At 63.1% G+C, this 17,142-nt stretch carries 17 protein-coding genes; 6 read left to right on the top strand and 11 right to left on the bottom strand.

The genetic code is table 11. The features are described from left to right. Positions 1-2 precede the first annotated feature (2 nt). The 8 genes from RFM98_RS09705 to RFM98_RS09670 form a co-directional block, all read right to left on the bottom strand. Positions 3-758 (bottom strand): molybdopterin-synthase adenylyltransferase MoeB, encoded by a 756-nt coding sequence (locus tag RFM98_RS09705; protein ID WP_320308662.1) that lies wholly within the window; start codon positions 756-758, stop codon positions 3-5. Between the two features lie 293 nt (positions 759-1,051). Beyond that, entirely contained in the window at positions 1,052-2,212 is a 1,161-nt protein-coding gene (recF, locus tag RFM98_RS09700; protein ID WP_320308937.1) for a DNA replication/repair protein RecF, read from the bottom strand. Between the two features lie 139 nt (positions 2,213-2,351). Further along, on the bottom strand, positions 2,352-3,470 hold the full coding sequence (gene dnaN / locus RFM98_RS09695; RefSeq protein ID WP_320308661.1) for a DNA polymerase III subunit beta: 1,119 nt from the start codon (positions 3,468-3,470) through the stop codon (positions 2,352-2,354). A 303-nt stretch (positions 3,471-3,773) separates the two neighbouring features. Next, positions 3,774-5,249: a chromosomal replication initiator protein DnaA gene (dnaA, locus tag RFM98_RS09690; RefSeq protein WP_430682285.1), complete on the bottom strand. Its 1,476-nt coding sequence runs from the start codon at positions 5,247-5,249 to the stop codon at positions 3,774-3,776. 913 nt (positions 5,250-6,162) lie between these two features. Then, the gene (gene rpsT, locus RFM98_RS09685; protein ID WP_320214292.1) at positions 6,163-6,429 is read right to left on the bottom strand and encodes a 30S ribosomal protein S20; all 267 of its coding nucleotides are present in this window, start codon (positions 6,427-6,429) and stop codon (positions 6,163-6,165) included. Between the two features lie 195 nt (positions 6,430-6,624). Continuing rightward, positions 6,625-7,398, bottom strand: a complete 774-nt coding sequence (locus tag RFM98_RS09680) for an enoyl-CoA hydratase (protein ID WP_320308659.1) — start codon at positions 7,396-7,398, stop codon at positions 6,625-6,627. Positions 7,399-7,445: 47 nt separating this feature from the next. Continuing rightward, positions 7,446-8,336: a bifunctional DNA-formamidopyrimidine glycosylase/DNA-(apurinic or apyrimidinic site) lyase gene (gene mutM / locus RFM98_RS09675; RefSeq protein ID WP_320308658.1), complete on the bottom strand. Its 891-nt coding sequence runs from the start codon at positions 8,334-8,336 to the stop codon at positions 7,446-7,448. Further along, positions 8,329-9,567, bottom strand: coding sequence for a phosphopentomutase (locus RFM98_RS09670; RefSeq protein ID WP_320308657.1), 1,239 nt, complete (start codon positions 9,565-9,567; stop codon positions 8,329-8,331). The genes mutM and RFM98_RS09670 overlap by 8 nt, the downstream gene beginning before the upstream one ends. A gap of 132 nt (positions 9,568-9,699) precedes the next feature. Between RFM98_RS09670 and RFM98_RS09665 the strand changes: the two genes are divergently transcribed. Continuing rightward, positions 9,700-10,638 (top strand): phosphate/phosphite/phosphonate ABC transporter substrate-binding protein, encoded by a 939-nt coding sequence (locus RFM98_RS09665; RefSeq protein WP_320308656.1) that lies wholly within the window; start codon positions 9,700-9,702, stop codon positions 10,636-10,638. A gap of 4 nt (positions 10,639-10,642) precedes the next feature. Here RFM98_RS09665 and RFM98_RS09660 read toward each other — a convergent pair whose 3' ends face one another. The 3 genes from RFM98_RS09660 to RFM98_RS09650 form a co-directional block, all read right to left on the bottom strand. Next, positions 10,643-11,254, bottom strand: a complete 612-nt coding sequence (locus RFM98_RS09660; protein ID WP_320308655.1) for a TadE/TadG family type IV pilus assembly protein — start codon at positions 11,252-11,254, stop codon at positions 10,643-10,645. Between the two features lie 37 nt (positions 11,255-11,291). Beyond that, on the bottom strand, positions 11,292-11,885 hold the full coding sequence (locus RFM98_RS09655; protein ID WP_430682284.1) for a TadE/TadG family type IV pilus assembly protein: 594 nt from the start codon (positions 11,883-11,885) through the stop codon (positions 11,292-11,294). 141 nt (positions 11,886-12,026) lie between these two features. Beyond that, positions 12,027-12,449 carry a pilus assembly protein N-terminal domain-containing protein gene (locus tag RFM98_RS09650; protein ID WP_320308654.1) on the bottom strand — a complete coding sequence of 141 codons (423 nt, stop codon included), beginning with the start codon at positions 12,447-12,449 and terminating at the stop codon, positions 12,027-12,029. A 356-nt stretch (positions 12,450-12,805) separates the two neighbouring features. Here RFM98_RS09650 and RFM98_RS09645 point away from each other — a divergent pair, with 356 nt between their 5' ends. The 5 genes from RFM98_RS09645 (at position 12,806) to RFM98_RS09625 (ending at position 17,134) form a co-directional block, all read left to right on the top strand. Further along, entirely contained in the window at positions 12,806-12,985 is a 180-nt protein-coding gene (locus RFM98_RS09645; RefSeq protein WP_040973431.1) for a Flp family type IVb pilin, read from the top strand. Between the two features lie 250 nt (positions 12,986-13,235). After that, positions 13,236-13,754 carry an A24 family peptidase gene (locus RFM98_RS09640; protein WP_320308653.1) on the top strand — a complete coding sequence of 173 codons (519 nt, stop codon included), beginning with the start codon at positions 13,236-13,238 and terminating at the stop codon, positions 13,752-13,754. 301 nt (positions 13,755-14,055) lie between these two features. Continuing rightward, positions 14,056-14,868, top strand: a complete 813-nt coding sequence (gene cpaB, locus RFM98_RS09635) for a Flp pilus assembly protein CpaB (protein WP_320308652.1) — start codon at positions 14,056-14,058, stop codon at positions 14,866-14,868. After that, positions 14,865-16,391, top strand: coding sequence for a type II and III secretion system protein family protein (locus RFM98_RS09630; RefSeq protein ID WP_320308651.1), 1,527 nt, complete (start codon positions 14,865-14,867; stop codon positions 16,389-16,391). Before cpaB ends, RFM98_RS09630 begins: the two co-directional genes overlap by 4 nt. A 14-nt stretch (positions 16,392-16,405) precedes the next feature. After that, positions 16,406-17,134, top strand: a complete 729-nt coding sequence (locus tag RFM98_RS09625) for a CpaD family pilus assembly protein (RefSeq protein ID WP_320308650.1) — start codon at positions 16,406-16,408, stop codon at positions 17,132-17,134. Positions 17,135-17,142 lie beyond the last annotated feature (8 nt).

Here is a 17,142-nt window from a genome sequence, read left to right as displayed (position 1 = left end):
GCTCAGACGGCCTTGTAGCGGATGGTGTCGAAGCGGGCGGTGAGCCCATCGTAGAGCAGCAGCCGGCCGATGAGTGGCTCGCCTATGCCGGTGATCAGCTTGATGGCCTCCATCGCCTGCAGCGTGCCGATGACGCCCGTCAGCGCGCCGACAATGCCGGCAACGGCGCAGGACGGCACCAGCCCTTCCGGCGGTGCTTCCGGGAACAGGTCGCGATAGCTCGGATTGCGTTTGCCGTCGGCGCCTGTTTCGAATGGCTTCAGCACCGTCACCGAGCCGTCGAAGCGGCCGACGGCCGCGGTGACGAGGGGTTTCTTCTCGCTGACGCAGGCATCGGCGACCGCGTAACGCGTGTCGAAATTGTCGGAGCCGTCGACAACGATATCGTAGCGGGCGACGAGGGCAGGGGCGTTCTGCGCCGTCAGCCTCAGGCGATGCGTTTCCACCGTGACGTTGGGATTGATGCGCATGATCGCCGCCGCGGCGCTGTCGGTCTTGGCCATGCCGATCGTGTTGCCGCCATGGATCACCTGCCGCTGGAGGTTGGACAAGGACACGGTGTCGTCGTCGACGATGCCGAGCGTGCCGACGCCGGCGGCAGCAAGATATTCGAGCACCGGCGCACCGAGCCCGCCGGCGCCGACCACCAGCACCCGCGCCCGTTTCAGCTTCTGCTGCCCTGGGCCGCCGATCTCGGGCAGCACGATGTGGCGGGCATAGCGTTCGAGTTCTTCGTCGGTCAGGGCGGCATTGGTCATGGCTGGACCTTATAGCCGGTGCAAAGCCTTGTCATGTACGGGCAAAGCGAAGCTTTGTCCCGCCGGGCAAGTACGGGCAAGGCGAAGCCTTGTCCCGCAGGTACGGGCAAAGCGAAGCTTTGTCCCGCCGGGCAAGTACGGGCAAGGCGGAGCCTTGTCCCGCAAGTACGGGCAAGGCGAAGCTTTGTCCCGCCGGGCAAGTACGGGCAAGGCGAAGCTTTGTCCCGCCGGGCAAGTACGGGCAAGGCGAAGCCTTGTCCCGCGGCGCAAGTACCCGCCGATTCTCCAAGAAGTCACCCCGTCAGCCCGACGCTGCCGTGATCGACCGTCAGGAACTGCGCGCGCCCGGCAAGGCTCGAAAACAAGGCGGCATCCGTGCCCGTCATGAAGGCCTGGCAGTTCAATTCCTCGAGGATGGAAAACAGTGCCGCGCGCCGGCCTGCATCCAGATGCGCGGCGATCTCGTCCAGCAGGAGGATCGGCGTCAGGCCCGACATCTCGCCGGTCAGCCTGGCATGCGACAGCACGATGCCGACCAGCAGCGCCTTCTGTTCGCCGGTCGAGCACAGTTCCGCCGGCGTCGACTTCGGCCGGTGCCGCACCACGAGATCGGAGCGGTGCGGGCCATCCAGCGTGCGGCCGGCGGCGCGGTCGCGCTCCCGGCCGTTGGCAAGTGCTGCGCGATACCGCTCCTCGACATCGACCGCCGGCGCGCTGTCGAGCGCGCTCTCCAGATCGCCGGCAAGACTGATGTCGGCCTGCGGAAACGGCCCGCTGCCGGGCAATCTGTCGATCATGGCGGCAAGCAGCCGTACCAGCTCGGCCCGCGCCGCCGCGATCGCCACTCCGGTTTCGGCCATCTGCGTCTCGATTGCGTCGAACCAGGCACCGTCACGGGAGCCTTCGGTAAGCAGGCGGTTACGGCCACGCATGGCTTTCTCATAGTCGAGCGCGCGCTGGCCATGGCCGGGGTCGATCGCCAGCACCAGCCGGTCGAGGAAGCGGCGGCGATCGGCTGCCGGTCCAGGAAACAACCCGTCCATAGCCGGCGTCAGCCAGACGATCCGCAGCCATTCCAGCATGTCCTCGGCCGATCGCGCCGGTGCACCGTTGATCCGCACCCTCCTGCCGCCTTCTCCGGCGGCGTCGCCGCCGGAAATGCCGGTGCCGATCTCGACATAGCCCTCCGGCCCCTCGATGCGCGCGTGCAAGGCGAAGCCGCCATCGCCGCCTTCGCGCGCCACATCGGCATAGGGCGCGCGGCGCAAGCCCCGGCCCGGCGTCAGGAACGAGATCGCTTCCAGGAGATTGGTCTTGCCGGCGCCATTGTCGCCCGAGAGCACCACCGCGCCGGGCGCGAGGTCAAGCGACAGCGTCGCATAATTGCGGAAATTAGTAAGCGCTAGCTTACTGATGTAGCTTTGCTGCCGAAGCTGTTTCGCGTCCGCGGTCACGGTCAAACATCGGGTCCGCTAGAGCAATTCCAGGAAAAGTGTGACACGGTTTTCCGTCCGGAATTGCGACAGACAAAAGCGCAATTCCAGGAAAAGTGTGACACGGTTTTCCGTCCGGAATTGCGTCGGCAAAGAGAACCTAGACCCGCATCGGCATCAGCACGTAGAGCGCTGTCTCGTCGGCCATGTCGTGGATCAGCGTCGGCGAGCCGGCGTCGGCCAGCATGAACTTGGCTTCCGTGCCGGTGAGCTGGGCCGCGACGTCGAGCAGGTATTTGGCGTTGAAGCCGATCTCGATCGGATCGGATGAGTAGTCCGCCGCCAACTCCTCGGTGGCGCTGCCTGAATCCGGGTTGTTGACGGCAAGTGTGACCTGACCTTCGTTGATCGAGAGCTTCACCGCGCGGCCGCGTTCGGACGAGATCGTCGACACGCGGTCGACGGCGGCGGCGAAGGTCTGACGGTCGATGATCAGCTTCTTGTCGTTGCCGGTCGGAATGACGCGCTGATAGTCGGGGAAGGTGCCGTCGATCAGCTTCGAGGTCAAAACGACGCTGCCGATGGTGAGGCGGATCTTGGTGTCCGACAGTTCCGTGGTCACCGCGACGTCGGGGTCGTCGACCAGCTTCTGCAGCTCGCTCACCGTCTTGCGAGGAATGATGATGCCGGGCATGCCTTCCGAGCCGGCAGGCGCGTCGATCTCGGCGCGCGCCAGGCGGTGTCCGTCGGTCGCCACCGAGCGCAGCTTCAATTTGCCGTCCACCTCATGCGTGTGCAGGAAGATGCCGTTGAGGTAATAGCGCGTCTCTTCGGTGGAGATGGCGAATTGGGTCTTGTCGATAAGTCCCTTGAGCGCCGCCGATTCCAACCGGAAGATATGCGAGAACGAACCGGCCGAAAGCTCCGGGAAGTCGGATTGCGGCAGGCACTGCAGGCGGAAGCTCGAGCGGCCGGAGGTAACGGTCATCGCGTTGCCGTCTTCGTCCGTCTTCAACATCACCTCGGCGCCGTCGGAAAGCTTGCGCACGATGTCGTAGAGCAGATGCGCCGGCACCGTCGTCGCACCGCCGCGTTCGACCTTGGCGGGCGTCGCCTCCGTCACTTCGAGATCGAGGTCTGTAGCCTTCATCTCGAGGCTGGCGCCCTCGGCGCTGAGCAGCACGTTGGACAGGATCGGTATGGTGTTGCGCCGCTCGACCACGCGGTGGACGTGGTTGAGGGACTTCAAGAGATTTGACCGTTCCAGGATAACACGCATGACGAAACAGGCTCGCTTCAATGAATGAACGGGTCACCGGCGGGCGGCATCCCGCGAAAGCTCTGAAAGGCTTTCAGAATCTGTGTAAGCTGACAGTAAAAAGCCTGCGAACGCAAGCCCGGGGCACCGGTTCCGGCCGGTTGCGCGGGCTTTCTGGGGATAAAGCCGGCGAAGCACGCCGACCGATGCATGTCGCCCAAAAATGCGCAGCGGTTTTGGGAAGACGACATGCATGAAAACAAGAACTTAAAGCGCGTCGCTCGAATCCGTGCGACACGACGCGCTTCAGCGTTTTGCGCTGCCTCAGGCCTGGTCGTTGATCAGCCTTCTGAGCAGTTCGAGTTCCTGCGCCAGCGTGTTGTCGCCGCCTGAAAGGTCTTCGATCTTGCGCACGGCATGGAGCACGGTCGTGTGGTCGCGGCCGCCGAAACGCCGCCCGATCTCCGGCAATGAGCGCGGCGTCATCACTTTCGACAGATACATCGCCACCTGCCGCGGCTTGACGATGGTGCGCGTGCGCCGGTTGGACAGCAGCTCCGTCTTCGACACGTTGTAGTGGCGCGCCACGATGCGCTGGATATCCTCGATGCGCACCCGCTTCGGCTCACCCGAGCGGTAGATGTGGCCGAGGATCTCGTCGATACGGTCGATCGTGATCTGCGGCTCGAAGGACTGGCGGAACAGAAGCTGGTTGAAGGCGCCTTCAAGCTCGCGCCCGCTGCCGGTAACCGTACGGGCGACATGCTCCAGGATCTCGTCGGAGATATCGAGCGAGGTGTCATCGGTCTTGGCCGTGGCACGGCGCAGCTTGAGCATGCCAAGCCGCATGGCGAAATCGGGCGCCGACATTTCCAGCGCCACGCCGCCATTGAGGCGCGAACGCACGCGCGGCTCCAACGATTCCAGTTCCGACGGCGGCCTGTCGGCCGCGACCACCACCTGCTTGGCGCTGTCGAGCAGCATGTTGATCAGGTGGCAGAACTCGTGCTGGATCGATTTTCCCTGCAGGAACTGCATGTCGTCGATGATCAGGAGATCGATGTCGCGCAGCTGTTCTTTCAGCGTCAGCGCGTTGTTATCGCGGATCGCGGTGGCGAAGCGCCACATGAAATATTCCGCCGTCAGATAGACGACGCGCGACTTCGGATTGTGCCGCAGCGATTCGGCCGCGATCGCCTGCAAGAGGTGCGTCTTGCCGAGCCCGACGGTGGCATGCAGGAAAAGCGGGTTGAAACGCACCGCGCTCGACTGCGATTCCGCCACCGCCTTGGCCGCGGCGAAGGCCACCCTGTTCGACGGTCCCTCGATGAAGGAGGCGAACGTATAGCGCGGGTCAAGCGGCGACCCCAGCACATTGTGGCGGAACTCCGGTTCCACGGGTGCGCCCTGGCGGGGCGCGGGTGCGCGTTGTTCCACTCGCCCGGCGCCCGCGGTGCCGTTGGCGAGCGCGGTATGCGTCTGCTTGGTCATCTTGCGCGCCGGCACGATTTCCGGCTCGACATGGTTGCGCCCCTGGCGCGTCGCGGTGCGCACGACGATCTCGATCTTGAGAATGTCGGGATCCTCATGCCGCCACAGCTCCGCGATAAGCTCGAGATAATGGCCGTTGATCCAGGACCGCAGGAAGGCTGTGGGCACTGAAATGCGGACAATGCCACGGGAAGCCTCGGCGACCTTCATACGGCCAAACCAGCTCGAATAGACCTCGGCCCCGAGACGCGCCTTCAGCTGGGTCTTGACCCGCTCGAACTTCTGTTCCGCGTCGCTGGATGCCGCCACGTCGGTCCCCCCGACAAAAGTTGCTGGAAGTGGAAGCTCGCCCGCCAGCTCCCTCTCAATGCCGCTTTGCATGATCAAAGTTCCTTGTCTTGTCGTACCCTTTTCCCGCCGGGGATGCGCCTCCTGCATCCTTGGTCCGGCGACCTCATTTCGCTGCGCCGCCACTGCCGCCGCCGGCAATGATGGTTTGCAACACGCGCAAGGGACCGGCTGGCGTCTCCGCACGCCGGCTTTCCGACAACGACAAGGCAATACCTCACCCTCCGGCAAAAACGCCGGCGAGACATCGACCGCCATGTACAATTACGCCAGTCCCCAACCCGCACCGAAGAGACAAACCAAGCCACACGCGGAATTGCTCCACGTCATGAATTCTGCCATTTTGTGCTGGCCGATTCAGGCTGGGTCAGGGGCAAAAGCCCGTCCCTTCGATGGATGGACATTACCGAAATCGTTGTGGATAGGGCAAGGCCACGTCTAACGGTTTTTTAACGAATCTGGTTAGCAGGCGGGGCTTGAAATCCGGTGCCGCGACGGCACATTTTGACAAAGCCATTGTGATTCAAACCCTTTTCCGGCGAATATGAAAAAGGCCGCCCGAAACGAAATAATCTGAAATAAATCTCTTGACAGCTACTTCTCCCCCGCCGCTCGATCGTGAGTTGAACAAGCTGTGGATGACCGGCTGTAAGTCACTGAAAAAACAGCAGATTTTTTGACAGGTGAAATTTGGCAGCTTGCCGCGGAGCGGTCCCGTCAATATCGGCGGCACTGTATATGCCGGCAAAGCATTCACGCCATTGCTAGTCCATTCCGAGGGCTGTTCGCGCATTTTTTTTAAGTACTTGCCGGCAAACGAAAAAACCCGGCCTGTGCGGCCGGGTTCAACGTCGATGGAAGAGGGTTAAGTCGGTCAGGCCGACAGCGTCTTGACCCGCTGGGCCAGCCGCGAAACCTTGCGGGAAGCCGTGTTCTTGTGGACGACGCCCTTGGTGGCGGCGCGCATCAATTCCGGCTCTGCCACCTTGAAGGCTGCCACCGCCGCGGCCTTGTCGCCGGCGGCCAGCGCCTCTTCGACCTGGCGGACATAGGTGCGCACACGCGAGCGACGGTTCTTGTTGACCGCCGCGCGGCGGGCGATCTTGCGCGTTGCCTTTTTGGCCGAAGACGTATTGGCCATGATGCCTCTCTTCTGATCTGGTGGGCGCCAGCGGGGTGCCGCAGGGCGCAAAAAACAAACGGGCAGCCACAGGGCCGCCTCGGTTGGTGCGGCTTATAGTTCAGCTTTTCCGGCGCGTCAACGCCACTTGGCGGTCTTTTTGGAGACTGGAAGCGCGTCACGTCACGACCCGCTCTCAGAACTGGGCAGCATGCCCTAGCGATTGGTGAAATTCGGCTTCCGTTTCTCGACGAAGGCGGCCATGCCTTCCTTCTGGTCGTCGAGCGCAAACAGCGAATGGAACAGGCGGCGTTCGAAGCGCAGCCCCTCGGTCAGCGTCGTCTCGTAGGCGCGGTTGACGGCTTCCTTGGTCATCATGACCGACGGCAGTGAGAACTCGGCGATCTTCACCGCCGCCTTCAGCGTTTCCTCGAGCAGCTCTGCGACCGGGACCACCCGCGATACCAGTCCGCAGCGCTCGGCCTCGGCCGCATCCATCATGCGCCCGGTCAGGCACATGTCCATGGCCTTGGACTTGCCGACGAAGCGGGTCAATCGCTGCGATCCGCCCATGCCGGGCATGACCCCGAGCGTGATTTCGGGCTGGCCGAACTTGGCGTTGTCGCCGGCGATGATGAAGTCGCACATCATGGCCAGCTCGCAGCCGCCGCCAAGCGCATAGCCCGCGACCGCCGCGATGATGGGCTTGCGCGTGCGTGTTAATTCCTCCCAGCCGACGAAGAAGTCTTGCGTGTAGGCGTCGGCGAAGGACATCGCCTGCATTTCCTTGATGTCGGCGCCGGCGGCAAAGGCCTTTTCCGAGCCGGTAAGCACCAAGGCGCCGATCCCGGCATCGGCGTTGAACGCGCTCGCCGCCGCCACCACCTCGGCGAGGACTTGCGAATTCAGCGCATTGAGCGCCTTGGGCCGGTTCAGCGTGATCAGCCCGACCTTGCCGCGCGTCTCGACGATAATCGTTTCATAAGCCATGGTTTCGCTTCCTCCGCGGCAGTGGGACGATCGATACCGTTCCTAGCTTACCGCTGACAGGTCCGGCAATAGAAGGTCGAGCGGCCGCTTTGCACGATGCGCTCGATGTGGCCGCGGCAGCCCGGCTTCGGGCACGGCTCGCCTTCGCGATCGTAGACTGCGAAGGAATGCTGGAAATAGCCAAGCGATCCGTCGGCCTGGATATAGTCGCGAAGCGAGGAGCCTCCGGCGGCGATAGCGTCGGCGATGACCGAGCGGATCGCCTGCGCCAGGCGCTCGCTTTGCTCTTTCGCCTTCTTGGCCGACCCGGCAATGGTGCCGGCTTCGCGCAGCGGCGAGAGGCCGGCGCGCCACAAGGCCTCCGCCACATATATATTGCCGAGCCCGGCAATCAGCCGCTGATCGAGCAGGGCTGCCTTGAGCGGCGATCTGCTGCCCTCGAGCAGCGACGCGAGCAGCGCGCCGTCAAGCGCGTTGCCGGTCGGCTCCACGCCCAGTCCGGCCAGCATCGGATGCGTGTCCGGCGCGCCTTCGGCAAACAGCATGAAGCCGAAGCGGCGCGGGTCGTTGAAGATGACGCGCGAGCGCTCGCCCTTTGGCGAGACGACGTCGAACACGACGTGGTCGTGTGCCGCGCTTTTCGAGCGCTCGTGATGGAAGGTGCCGGGGATGTCGCTGGTCCCGGCGGCTTCGACCCGGAACGATCCCGACATGCCGAGATGACAGATCAGCACGGGACCGTTTTCGATATGCATCGTCAGATATTTGGCGCGCCGGCCAAGCGCCGCCACGGTCCTGCCGGTAAGCCGCTCCGAAAATCGTTCGGGGAAAGGAAAGCGAAGGTCGGGCCTGCGCGCCTCGACCTTGACGAGTCGCGCCCCTTCCAGCACCGGCTGCAGTCCGCGCCGGACGGTTTCGACTTCAGGCAGCTCAGGCATGGCCGCCTATCGTTGCGAGGAATGATGTTCCGTGGCGGCCGGCTGCCAGGCCAAGGTGATCCGCGACCGTTTCGCCGATATCGGCGAAGGTTGGCCTCAGCCCGATGTCACCGCCCTTCAGCCCCGGCCCGATGCCGATCACCGGAACGCGCTCGCGTGTATGGTCGGTGCCGCGCCAGGTCGGGTCATTGCCATGGTCGGCGGTGAGGATGAGAAGGTCACCCGGCCTGATGCGCGACAGCGCCTCAGGCAGTCTGCGGTCGAAGGCTTCAAGCGCGGCAGCATAGCCGGCGACATCGCGCCGGTGACCGAAATCGGTGTCGAAATCGACGAAATTGGCGAAGACCAGGTCGCCTTCGCCGGCGTCGTCCATGGCGCCGAGCGCCTTGTCGAACATCGCCATGTTGCCGCCGGCCTTGCGCACTTCAAAGATGCCGCGATGGGCGAAGATGTCGCCGATCTTGCCGACGGCGATCACCTTGCTGCCGCGGCCGGTCAGCCGGTCGAGCAAGGTCTCCTCTGGCGGCGGCACCGCATAGTCGCGGCGGTTGTGGGTGCGCTGGAACGTGGCTGGTGTTTCGCCCACGAAGGGACGCGCGATCACCCGCCCGATCTTCAGCGGGTCGACCAGGCGGCGCACGGTAAGGCAGAGCTCATAGAGTCGCTCCAGGCCGAAATGCGTCTCATGCGCGGCGATCTGCAGCACGGAATCGACCGATGTGTAGCAGATCGGCTTGGCCGTACGGATGTGCTCTTCGCCGAGCCGCTCGATGATCTCGGTCCCCGGCGCATGGCAGTTGCCGAGGATTCCCGGCACCTTGCCTTCGCGGATGATCGCCTCGGTGAGCTCGGCCGGGAAGGCCGGCATGGTGTCGGGAAAATAACCCCAGTCGAAGCGCACGGGCAGGCCGGCAATCTCCCAATGGCCCGAAGGCGTGTCCTTGCCGCTCGACACTTCCTGGGCGGCGCCATGGAAGGCCGAGGCACTTAGCGGCGCGTCGACGCCTGGTATCAGTCCCGTTGCGGTTTGCGCCGCCCTGCCGAGCCCGAGCGACATCATGTTGGGCACGGCGAGCGGCCCCTTGCGCAGACCTTCCCGATCGGCGCGACCTTCGTCGCAGGCCTTGAAGATATGTCCGAACGTGTCGGCGCCGGCATCGCCGTAGCGTTCGGCGTCGGCCGCGCCGCCGATGCCGAAAGAATCGAGAACGAACAGGAAAGCGCGCGCCATTGGTATCTTTGTTGTCAGTCCTGGTTGCCAGACATAAGGTTCCCCGTCGGTGTTGGCAAATCGGAAACCAAACCGCAACGGGTTCGCGCCATAGTTGCGACGAGGCGCAGACGCGGCGGGAGCAAAGCAAGCATGGCGACGCGCGGCGAAACCGCGGCAAGACAGGCCGTGAAGGTGTGCGCGGCCGCTCTCGCGGCGTTCGGCGCAGCCTCCTGGCCGGCACGCGCCGACTGGCGTGACGACATCGGCACGTTCCGCATCGGCATCGTTGCCGAGCGGGGCGGCGGCAACACCATCCCCGGGCTTGCGCGCCTGACGGACGCCTATGCCAATGCGCTCGGCATGAAGGTCGAGTTCGTCGTTGCGCGTGACTATGCGGCGTTGATCGAGGCGCAGGCGAGCGGGCGCGTGCAATACGGGGCCTATTCGGCTCTTGCCTATGCTACGGCCTCGGAGCGCTGCGGCTGTGTGGAACCGCTGGTGGCGCCGGTCGATGCCGACGGCGCCGTCGGCATCCGCTCGGTCCTCGTGACGCGCGACGGCAGGCTTCCGGATCTTGCCGCCATGGCCTCGCATCGGATCGCGATTGCGCCGGCCGAAAATGTCGCCGGCGCGCTGCTGCCGCTGGCGGCTCTTTCCGCCGAAGGCGTCAAGATCGCGCAGGATTCGCCCTTCCTGGCACGCGCCGCTTCGGCCACTGCGGCCGAAACGATGCTGGCCGGCGGCGAAGCGGACGCGCTGTTCGGCTGGGAACCGGCCGATGCCGAGGGCCGGCCCACCCGTTCCAAAGGCACCGTCGCGCGGCTGGAGGCTGCGGGCATCCCCTGGGCGTCGCTTCGGGTGCTATGGACTTCGGGCCTCTTGCGCTACGGCCCTCATGCCGTCCGCAGCGATCTCGATCCCGAGGCAAAGCGCCGGCTGACGGTCTTCCTGACCAATCTCAGGTCCCAGACGCCCGATGTGTACGATCTGCTGGAGGGGGCGCATCCCGGCGGCTTTGCGCCGGCCGTGCAGAAGGACTACGCGATGGCTCTGGCGATCGTGCGGCGGGAAGCGGCCGGAAAAGAATAGCCAATCAGCAGTCGCTGCAAGGGATCGTCGGACTCCGGCGAGGCCGCAGGTAATAGGTTTCGCTCATCGATATGTTGTTGAAGGCCGAGGTCAGCCCGAGCGTCTGCGAATTGCTGGCTGACCAGATGATGATCGGTTTGTAGCCGAGATCGCTTTCCACCCGCACCAGGAAAGTGTTGCGGATGTTCAGCGTCGAGGGAACCGTGGTGATGGTGTCCTTTGCCGCGTCGACGCTATAGGTGCTGCCCACAAGCTTGCGCGACCACGCAACCTGCACTCTCGGCGTCGCCTCGTCCGTGATCTGTATGCCTGTGATGATGATCGTCGGTAGTGAACGGTTGTAAGGCTGCAGCGTCGACGTGCCGATTCGCATCATCGCATCGAGGTCGGCCTTCACGACGGCCGGCTGCTGTGTGACGAGATCAGCCACCATGCTGCCGATGCGGCTGACCTTCTTGCTGGTCTCGATGGCCTGCGAGGCCTCCATCGTGATGAAATACATGATGAGCAGCACCGGCACGATGAACGCGAACTCGATCGCCGCGACGCCGCGGCGGTCGCGGCAAAACCGCTCCACCTTCGCCGAAATCCCCCGGAGTGCCCCCGCACTATGCATACTATCCTCCACGCCGCGGCTTAGCCGTCGAGCAGCCTCAATTGTCGTCGAATGGTTCGTTCTGCCAGGTCACCGATGCGAAATGCAGCGTTTTGCCGTCCTTCAGATTGGCCATCGACTTGGCCAGGAAATCGGTCATCACCGGCCATTTGTAGAACACCCGCAGCATGTTGATGGACTCCGCCAACCCCGGAGAGACGGTAGGGGTCGTCGAGCCCGTGCCTTGCGTCAGCACGATATCTCCATCCACGATCTTGAAGCCCGCCGTGGCGGCGTCGGCGAAGCTCGGATATTCGCGCAGATCGACCAGCAATCCCGGGCAGTCCTTGGCCACCATGATCTCCAGCCTGCCGCAGATCAGCTGCTTGATCGAGGATTCGGTGACGTTCGATTTCTGAAGCTGTCCGGTGCGCAGCTGGCGGGCGACGTCGTCGGTGATGTTGGCCATCACCTCCTGGCCGGCGAACGAAATGCAGCTCTCGAGGATGGCGAAGACGAGAAGCGCGAACGGGATGGCCAGCATCGCGAATTCCATCGCCGTGCTGCCGCGTCTGTCGCTGAAGAAGCCGGGGCCGGATTTGGCGCGCGCCTTGCTGTCCATGCCGTCGCCGGATGTGGCATCCTTGCTCATTTTGCGTTTCCTGCCGATCCCATATCGGTACCGGCGGCAAGGTTAGCGAAAACCCATTGAGGGCCGGTTTGGATGATCGATAAATTCGTCGGGCAAGCCTTAAGCGGTCTTTAATGCCCGTGGATTCACTTCTCGCAGGGCTCAGTGCCCGGCGCTCATTTCGGATTCGGAAGTCTTCTCGGCCTCGCTCTTGAACGCACTCTCGCAATAGGGCGTGCAGGACATGGTCTGGACTTCGGCGCGCCTGTAGATGCGTACCGAGGAGGCCGCCTGTCGCACGACGGTCACCTGTTCGTCGATGATCGGGCTGCCGTCGGAGTCGAGCACGACCATATTGGTGACGCCAAAACCCTTGCCGGTGAGAACGATGGTCGAGGCGTCCTGCACGGAGGCGTCGGCGATCAGCGGATTGCCGACGACGACCGTGTCGGCCGCGCGTGACAATTTGACGATCTTTGCCTGGTTCATGGTGACTTCTATCCCCGCGCCGGCCATGGCCGGCATGACCAAGGCGGCAGTTGCCAGCAGCGCGGCGACTGGAAACAGCGATCTGGACAAGGTCATTGAAGCGCTCCCGGCGGGCAGATTCTTCAACGGAACATGAACGAGATTGGTGAACCAACGGTTAAACCGTGCCTGGCCACGATGGAGGATCGGCTTCCCATGCCTTACGCATCAATGGTGCTCGCTGTTTTAGCAATATTGCAGGAGCCGCCGGTTTCCGCTGTTTTCCGGGATCCCATGCTGCCTGACAGTGTTTAGGTCACGGTTAACCACGCAACGCGTTCGCCATCGGAAAGGAATCGGTAAGGCTGTTTATTAAGCCGATTGAAAGGGCTTCTCCCTAGATTTGCAGCATCCGATCAACCGTGAAGAGAAGTTGACGGAAGTGCTGTAACACGTGGAGTAGGAGCTCTCGAATGTCTAATCTCATTGCACGTTTTGTGAAGGACGAATCCGGCGCGACCGCTATCGAATACGGTCTGATCGCTGCTCTCATCGCGCTCGCCATCATGGTCGGCGCCAGCCAGCTCGGCGGCGCCCTGAATGCCAAGTTCGTCGCCATCGCAGGCGCCGTCAACACCGGCACGGCTCCGTGATAAACGGAAACGTCCTTGTCTAGCAAAGAGGGCCGCCAAAGGGCGGCCCTTCTTGTATGATGCGGGCCACCAATGCATGTCGCCCAAAAGTGCGCAGCGGTTTTGGGAGAACGACTTGCATCAAACACAGACTTAAAACGCGTCGCCCGAATTCGTTTCGTCGCGGCGCGCTTTAAGAGCCCCGTCTCATCAATCGTTAATCGGATATGCCTAGGGTGCAGGCCGAGCGTTTTCCACGGGTGCCGCGTCGATGCTTGAAGCCATGATCTTCGTCGTCTTTCCTTTCTGCATGCTGTTCGCGGCGATCTCGGACACGCTGTCGATGACGATCGCCAACCGGGTGCCGGTGCTGCTTCTGGCGACATTCGCCCTGATCGCTCCGTTGACCGGAATGGACTGGGCCACCTATGGCTGGCACTTCGCGGCAGGCGCCTTGGTGCTGGCGGTGACGTTCGGCCTGTTCGCGCTCGGCGGCATGGGCGGGGGTGATGCCAAGCTTCTGGCGGCGACGGCCGTCTGGATGGGACTCAACATCAATCTCGTCGGCTATCTGGTGACTTCGACACTGATCGGCGGCGTGCTGACGATCGCCATTCTGGTCTACCGAAAATCGCCGCTTGCGGCCTACACCGGCCACAACCGCTTCCTGCGCCATTTCGCCGACGAACGGGTAGGTGTTCCTTATGGTGTCGCGCTGGGGCTCGGCGGGCTCATCACCTTTCCGGATTCCCCGCTAATGGTCTGGGCGCTGGAGAGGCTCACTGCCTGATACATATCGCCCAGAAGCGTGCAGCGGTTCTGGGACAACGACATGCATCAAAAAGAAAGACTTAAAGCGCGTCGCCTGAATCCGATTCAGCGCGACGCGCTTTAGTTCGCCCTGTCGACGAAAACTGGGTTATCGAGGCGGCAAGGCCGCCTTTTTCGTTAACGGCAAGCGGTTCGTTCCAATTTGAGTAAGCCTTAAATTAATCACGATCGTAAGCATTGCATTAACCTTGTTTTGACGATTGCGGTTGCAAAGTCCGGCCTGGCGAGGGTGGTTGCCACGAGGCGAGGGTTTCGGACGAATGCCAGCATCCCGATTGATCATTCTGGGCGTGGCCGCGGTGGCGGCAGGTGGCGCAGGCTATGTCGCGAAGAACATGGTCGTGGCGCCTGCGCCTCAGGTCATTGTCGATGGGCCCAAGCAGCCGGCGATTGCATTGCAGGATGTGCTGGTGCTTTCCGGCGACGTGCCGATGGGCAGCCAGCTCGCCAACAACATCAGTTGGGAAGAATGGCCGGCCGACGGCATCAACGCCAATTTCATCACCCGCGCCGCCGAACCTGATGCGATCGAAAAGCTCAAGGGCTCGGTCGCGCGCGTCGCCATGTATACGGGCGAGCCGCTGCGACGCTCCAAGCTGGTCGGCGAGGGGCAGAGCTTCATGTCGTCGATCCTGCCTTCCGGGATGCGCGCTGTCGCCACCGCGATATCGGCCGATACCTCCGCCGGCGGCTTCATCCTGCCCAACGACTTCGTCGATGTCATCATGACCCGCCGCGCCGACACCGGCAATGGCGGCAGCGGCTTCAACACCGAGACGATCCTCAAGAACATCCGCGTGCTGGCCATCGACCAGACCATCCAGGAAGACGAGGAAGGCAAGAAGACCAGGGTCGGCCAGACCGCGACGCTGGAGCTGACGCCGCAGCAGGCCGAGATCATCACCGTGGCGCAGCAGATGGCGGACCGCCTGACCCTGGCGCTGCGTCCGATCACCGACATCCATGAGAAGAATACGGGCGAAGCCGACTACCTTGTCAACGGCAATGGTCGACGCGGAACGGTGCGGCTGATCAAGTCGGGTGAGGTTTCCGAGGTAGGAGCGAGGAAATGAGGCGAGACGGTAAACTGCTGCCCTTCCTGGCGGCCGCGGCGATCGGCCTGTTCCTGCTCGGCACCGACGCCCTGGGCCTGGCTGAAGCCAAGGCCGCGAGTGCCGGCGTATCGGCTTCCGTCGCCACGCAGCGCGTCAAGCTCGGCCTCAACAAATCGGTGGTCATCGACCTGCCAAGCGACGCCTATGATATCCTTGTCGCCAATCCGGCGGTTGCCGATGCCGTGACCCGCACGGCGCGGCGCATCTACCTGTTCGGCAAGGCGGTCGGCGAAACCAACATCTTCGTTTTCGGCCCCAATGGCGAGCAGATCGTCAGCCTGGATCTGGCCGTCGAACGCGACGTCGCCGGGCTGGAGGACTATCTGAAGCGCTTCATCCCGTCCTCGCAGATCAAGGTCGAGCTTCTCAATGACAACGTCGTCCTGACCGGCACCGTCGACACGCCGCTCGACGCCAAGCGCGCCGTCGACCTCGCCACCATCTTCGTGTCAGGCGGCGAAGCGACGACGGGTCAATATTCGCAGACTGCCGCCGGTGGCTCGGTCAATGGCGGCGTCGATATCAACAATCCCGACCAGGAGCGCCGGGTCTCCAAGATCGTCAACCTGCTGCAGATCATCGGCGACGACCAGGTGACGCTGAAGGTGACGGTGGCGGAAGTCAGCCGCTCGGTGATGAAGCAGCTCGGCGTCAACATGGTTGGCAACGGCGGCAGCAACGGCATCAGCTACGGCGCAATCAGCGACAACTTTGCGGGCCTCGGCAAATCGTTATCGGCTTCCGGGTTCAATTTTGCCAGTGGGCCGGGAGCAAACCCACCGCTGCGAGCCTACATCAACGCCATGGAGCAGGCTGGCGTTATGAAGACGTTGGCCGAACCGACGCTTACGGCCGTTTCGGGAGAGAAGGCGACGTTCAAGGTCGGTGGCGAATACAACATGGTGCAGAACCAGGCGGCAGGCGGCGCCAACGGCGTCACCTACACCGTCAAGCAGATCGAGTACGGTATCGGCCTGGAGTTCCAGCCGGTCGTTCTGTCTCCCGGACGCATCAGTCTGAAGGTCAGGACCGCGGTTTCCGAGCCAACGACAGAAGGATCGGTCTCCCTGTCAGGTGGTATCAGCCGCCAGGGCATCAACGTGCTTTCGCTTCGCAAGCGGCTGGCGGACACTACGGTCGAACTGCCCTCTGGCGGTTCGATGATGATCGCCGGTCTCGTCCGCGATGATGTCAGGCAGGCCGTGAACGGACTGCCCGGACTGACCAAGATTCCGGTGCTTGGTGCGTTGTTCCGCAGCCGGGACTTCGTGCGCAACGAAAGCGAGCTCGTTGTCATCATCACGCCCTATCTGGTGAAAGCGGTGGCGCGCAACGATCTCGCCAAGCCGGATGACAATTTCAATCCGCCGAGCGACGGCGCCGGCATGTTCCTCGGCCGCGTCAACCGCGTCTACGGCACCATGCAGACCGACAGGCCGCCGGGCCGCTATCACGGCGTCGTCGGCTTCATCTACAAATGAGTGGGAATGCGGATATGTCCAAGTCAGCATCGAAAGTCATGACGGCCCGGACAGCATCCGGTATCGCAAGGATCCGCCGGTCGGTGGTCCCGGCACTTGCGGTGGTGCTCGCGGCCTCGCTCACTGGCTGCGCCAATCGCGACAGCATCACGGTCGGGTCAGTCCCGGACGATTACCGCACGACCCATCCGATCGTCATTGCCGAGAAGAACCAGAAGATCGACCTGCCGGTCGGCGCCGGCGATCGCGGCATGACAGGTGCCCAGCGCGACACGCTGCTCGGCTTTCTCGGCGGTTACGACAGGAGCGCCGCGCCGACGCTGACGATCGCGATGCCGGCCGGCTCCGCCAACGAAATTGCTGCCCGGGCGGCAGGCCGCGATTTTGCCCGGGTTGCCATGGCAGCCGGTGTGAAGCGCGACCGGATCGTCATGACATCCTATGAGTCTGCCGTTCCCGAAGCCTCTGCGCCTGTGCGCGTGGCCTTCGTCGCCGTGAGGGCACAGACCGACAAATGCGGGCGTTGGCCCGATGACCTGACGGAGACGTCGGAAAACAAGCATTATGCCGATTTCGGCTGCTCCTATCAGAACAACCTCGCGGCCCAGATAGCCAATCCCAACGATCTGCTCGGACCGCGCAAACAGTCCGAGATCGACGCCGAGCGGCGTGGCCGGATCATCGACGATTATCGGAAAGTTCCATTGGCGATTCCTCCTGTTAATCAGGAGGTCGATTACTGATCATGAAT

Source organism: Mesorhizobium australafricanum (assembly GCF_033977265.1).
Lineage (GTDB): Bacteria > Pseudomonadota > Alphaproteobacteria > Rhizobiales > Rhizobiaceae > Mesorhizobium > Mesorhizobium australafricanum.
The sequence above is the reverse complement of the archived record's forward strand: the minus strand, read 5'-3'. Positions and strand labels throughout refer to the sequence as shown.